The 4698-nt window shown below is 63.5% G+C and carries 2 protein-coding genes; both read right to left on the bottom strand.

The features are described 5' to 3' along the window. On the bottom strand, positions 1–2810 hold a 2810-nt coding region (locus tag ACESNG_RS05125), incomplete at its 3' end, for an acyltransferase family protein (RefSeq protein WP_373068070.1). A gap of 731 nt (positions 2811–3541) precedes the next feature. Further along, positions 3542–4698: hypothetical protein (locus tag ACESNG_RS05120; protein WP_373068068.1), on the bottom strand; the 1157-nt coding region annotated here is incomplete at its 5' end.

Raw genomic sequence — 4698 nt, 5'->3', positions numbered from 1 at the left:
TCGCCGGAGTGACGCAGAGCAAGTCGGTGAGTCGTCCCGGGCAAAGTCTTCGTCCAGTCGCCCACAACTCGGTAAGGCCCGTCGATGCGGTACCTGATCTGCCCGCTTCGATCGGACTCGATCGACAATGTAGAAAGCCCATCAACCGAACTCGTCGCAAGAGGCTGGACAAACGCTCCGAGTTGATCTTCGGTGGTGGTTACATCGAATTCTAGTGATCGGGCCACGACAAGGGTCCACGGGCGTACAGCGCCTTCGGCCCGAGCGAGCAGAGATGCACAGGCACCGACGACACGTACACCGGCTTGCGATGGATCATCTGGTAAGGCTGCGGACCATGATTCGCGGCCGATCAATGACGTGAGTACCTGGTCGCAGAGTGCGGGCTCGATGGATTCCAGCGGCTCGAGGCGTATGCCGAGCGCAACAAGTCGCGGCAGTTCGGCATATAACAAGGCGGGCCCGCGCGCCGTCGAGTTTGCATCGCGGAACGGTATTGAGCCGAGCGAATGGCCGTCAGCGGTGACTGTGAAGGACCCATCCGTGACGTCGATGCGCACCGCGAGTCGTCTGCCGAACTCCGTATTGATCCATGGTCCGATTTCATCGTTTGCAGCACCATCTCGATCAAGCTCGAATCGACTCTTGCCAGTCGAGCTCGTCGTCCTGACAATGAGATCTGTGCGCGGCTGGCCGATGAATCTGAGCAGTCGCGCTGATCCAGAACCTTTCACCCCACCCGACAGATCGAGGATGAAACGTAACCACGAGAATCCGGCCGCCGCCCAGGGAACTGCGACGGATCCTCTGCCGTTGTAGAGGCCCCTGCAATCACCGGATACGAATAGGGCGGCCTCCTGGTCTTGTTCAGGAAGCTGCCACCCGAGCGAGGTGGCGGCTACCTGGGATTTTCCGGTGGCACGGTCGATGCCCGGCGTCGTGGCCAGGAGAGGAAGTACCAGGATCATTGCGAGCCCGACCAAACGAACTCGGCGGAACTGTGGACGGGCCCGCCAACCCCAGAGCCCAACTCCAATGACGCAAGCCACGACACCGGCGACGGGTTGGCACAGAGCAACGAAGGTCGCCGAGGCAACGACCGACGCGAACGATGTACCAGTCCGGAGAAACAACATCGCTGACCACAACAAGAGCACAACGGCAACGATCAGCCATGCCGAAGGCTCAATGTTCTGCGGACGTTCGACGAAAAAGTAAGAGAGACCCCACACCGCCGCTGCGGCCGACACGGCGAACGAGCGGAGCCGTCGTCGGCTCGTCGGCGACGCTGGGAAGGCGCGCTGCGCAATCTCGCGAGTGAGCAGTCCAATAGCGATTACCCCGAAAGCCCAGGCACCCGCCAATGAGATCGTCAGGAACCAGTCGTTGAGGCCCGCAAAGGTCGATTGGACCGGCACGCGTAGCAGCGTGGTGACGAGATTGGCGGCGTCAAAGGCACCTGAACCTCCTACGGCTGTCGCGTCGGCAAGCGTTTGGCCCGATGTCGGACTCTCCCTCAGGTTGAGGAAAGCGTCAGCCCGTAACGATGCGTAGTGCGGAAGGTTTGCTCCGACTGCGGACACCGGTTGGAGCAAACCGCCGAAAGCCGAAATGGCAACGCTCGCAGCTCCGACCGAGACGAAGATCCAGGTGACCGGCGCGAATTGGGGGTTGCCGGATCGCAGTTCCCGCCCTCTTCGACGATCAAGACGGTAGCGCCATCGGAAGGCGGGCCGTCCGACCACGAACCAGGAAAACAGCACGGCGCATGCCGTCGAAATGAGCGCCACCACGAGCCGCAGCCATCCAGTCCACGTCTGCCCGACATGGACAACGACCTTGATCACGAGAAAGTGCCAGAGATAGATCCCGTACGACACCATTCCGAGGGCACGCAGCGGGCGAAGCTCGAAGACGCGCCGGCCCACGAGCCATTCATCTCCGGCGAGTACGACGACCACGATCGCCGCACAGATCGCCACCAACGACAATCCACCCTTGTAGAGAAAGGGCGCAGCACTGTTAGGGGTAAAGAGCACGATGGCTCCGAGAACGGCAACCGCTGCCGAAGCAAGGTACCTGCCAACCGGGCCGAGGCGCGTTCCGTTCGAAACGAAGAGCGCGCCCACTGCGCCAGCGATCAACCCGTCCACGTGTGCATCGGTGTGCAGGTACGGGCTCAACCATCCGTCAGATGAGAACAGTTGGTACCGGCGCAGGGCGACGAGTGCGAAGGTCGCACCCATGACCCCAATGATTACTCGCCTCCGACGAACGACGACCACCAGGCCCAGGAGCACCAACGGCCACAGGAGGTAGAACTGCTCCTCGATCGACAACGACCACAAGTGACCGAGTTCTCCCGCCAACGTCTCGGGCGAACTGATGCCTTTCCAGTTGATCGTGAACGTGAGCGCCGCCACGATCGAACTCGTCATCGTGGAGGGGTCGCCGGTTCCCGGATGATCAGCCAGCACGGAGTACAGGGCAAAGGCGGCGAGCAGCAACAGCAGTGCCGGCACCAACCGGAGGATACGTGCTCGCCAGAACCGGACGAGGTCCAATCGCCCCGTCCTTTGATGCTCGCGAACGAGAATCGACGTGATCAGAAAGCCGCTCAGGACGAAGAAGATGTCGACGCCGATGAACCCTCCCGAGAACCAACCGCCAGCGTCGAGCGGGCTCCGCCCTCCCCCAACGTGGAGCTCCGATACGTGCAGGAGAACTACCAGCACAACGGCGACGCCGCGCACGCCATCGAGAGCGGGCACGCGAGCGGGAAGAGGTCGGATCGCCTTCAGTTCGCTCATCTCAGCTCGCCAAAGAATGGACCGGACATCCGCGATCGAATGCCGCTCGATGTCGAGCCACCCCTACCTGTCAATGAGCAACCGTGAGGCATCGACGGGAACGATCATGTCGGTACTGCCGTATCCCCTCAACAGTGCGCACACTGAGCAAACCGTAGGCGATGAGTCGCTGCGTGCGAGAAAGCAGCGGATGAAAGCTCATCGCTTTCTGTAACGGACGAGTGCAGGGCGGCAGCCAGCACCGACGCGAGCCCCTGGTGAGCCGTCCGACTCTCGCCTCCAAGTCGCGATGCTGACGAGCCGGTTCCTCATTGATGCAGGGCGGCGCCGACAATGTCGCTGGAGCGTGGCACCGGCAGTGGATTGACCTCTCGACGCGCCAGCAGTAGCCCAGCCGGACCCGCGCAGGATGTTCGGGCCAGGTTCTTGATCTGATCGTCATCGTCTTGACGAGCCACTTGGTTCGCTTTGCGCGCGGATGGAGTGAACGAAGCGGCGGACAGCTGCGGCGCACGACTGTTTGTCGCTCGCCGTTCGCTCCTTCCGAAGGCCCCCGGGGGGCTGGCCCCAGATCGGTCCAGAGTGTTGGCCAAGCCCCTGGGTCCGGTTGACGATCCCGGAGAGTCACTGTGCACCACAGCGTTGTGATCGCAACACAAGCCGAGCCCATGTCGCCGCATCCGCTGTGAGGGAGTTCCACGCCGGTTCCGACTCCCCCGCACGTGTCCCGTTCAGGGGAGCGTGCAAACCGTCACCGGATCATCCGGCTCGATGGACGTCACCTTCAACGTCAGTGGCCCCACTCGTGCTGTTCGGACGCCCGGGTAGTACGGCTCCGCTTTTACTGTCGTCGGCACCGACGCCACACCCTCGTACACCACTTGCACGGCGGCTGGAGCATTCACCACCACCAGTCGGTCCCCTGCTTGTAGAACCATTCCTGTGGATGACCCGAGCGTCGTGCAGCGCTTCAACGTGGAACCGTCGTAGCGGGTCTCGGCCAGCGCTACCACGGCGGCGATCCCTGCTCGCTCGCGCGGGCTCGTCGGAGGTGGCTCGGGGAGCAGGCCACGCCGCCCGAGGTCGAGCAGCCACCCCACGGTGGCGCCCGGATGGAACGCACGGTCGGGCTCGAGGTCGGAGGGCAGTTGTTCGGCAAACGACAGGCGGGGTATCCCGAGGATCAGGCGAGGGTTACTGGAGTACGCCGCGGACGAACTCGCCCGCTGTTCCCCGAGATGGACGAAACCGAGCGGCAACGGGATGAGCACCAGCGCGATCAGCGCAGCACGCCACGCACGACGATCACCGACGATCCGATCGGCGCCCACCGCCATCGCTGGCAGCAGGAACGTTGCCAGGACGTGGAGGTGGCGGGGGGCCGGCCACACGACGTCGTACCACGGGACTATCTCTGTTGCGGCACCCGTCGACACGGAGAACAGCAGTGCTCCGCTTGCGAGGGCAGCGACGGGCACGACCGGTGACCGGCGGCCTTGTCGGCGGACCGCAATGACGGTCGCCGCAAGCCCCAGGGTCACCAATCCGATCCACAACGGAGCGAGCCATGCCGTATCGCTCAACGACTGCACCAGACCCCAGGCGTGCATGTGGACGAACCGCCAGATGGAGCCCGGTGTGCCGAAACCACCCTCCCGGCGACCGGCGGTCGACGACCAGGCCAAGTAGACGAACGCGGCAGGACCGACCTGTGCGAGCGCGATGCGCAAGGTGCGGCGCGCCCAGGTCGCACCGAACACAACGGCCATCATCGTGACGACGACGCCCGAGCTCGTCACGGCGATGATCCCGAGCACCATCCCGATCCAGTCCCGCCGATCCCACGGACCGTCGTGGTCGGCCAGCAGCATTTGACCGAGGCCGAGGA

The sequence above is a fragment of the Gemmatimonas sp. genome, assembly GCF_041689975.1.
Classification (GTDB): domain Bacteria; phylum Gemmatimonadota; class Gemmatimonadetes; order Gemmatimonadales; family Gemmatimonadaceae; genus Gemmatimonas.
Note: the sequence above shows the minus strand (reverse complement) of the source record. Positions and strands in the feature narration are given on the sequence as shown.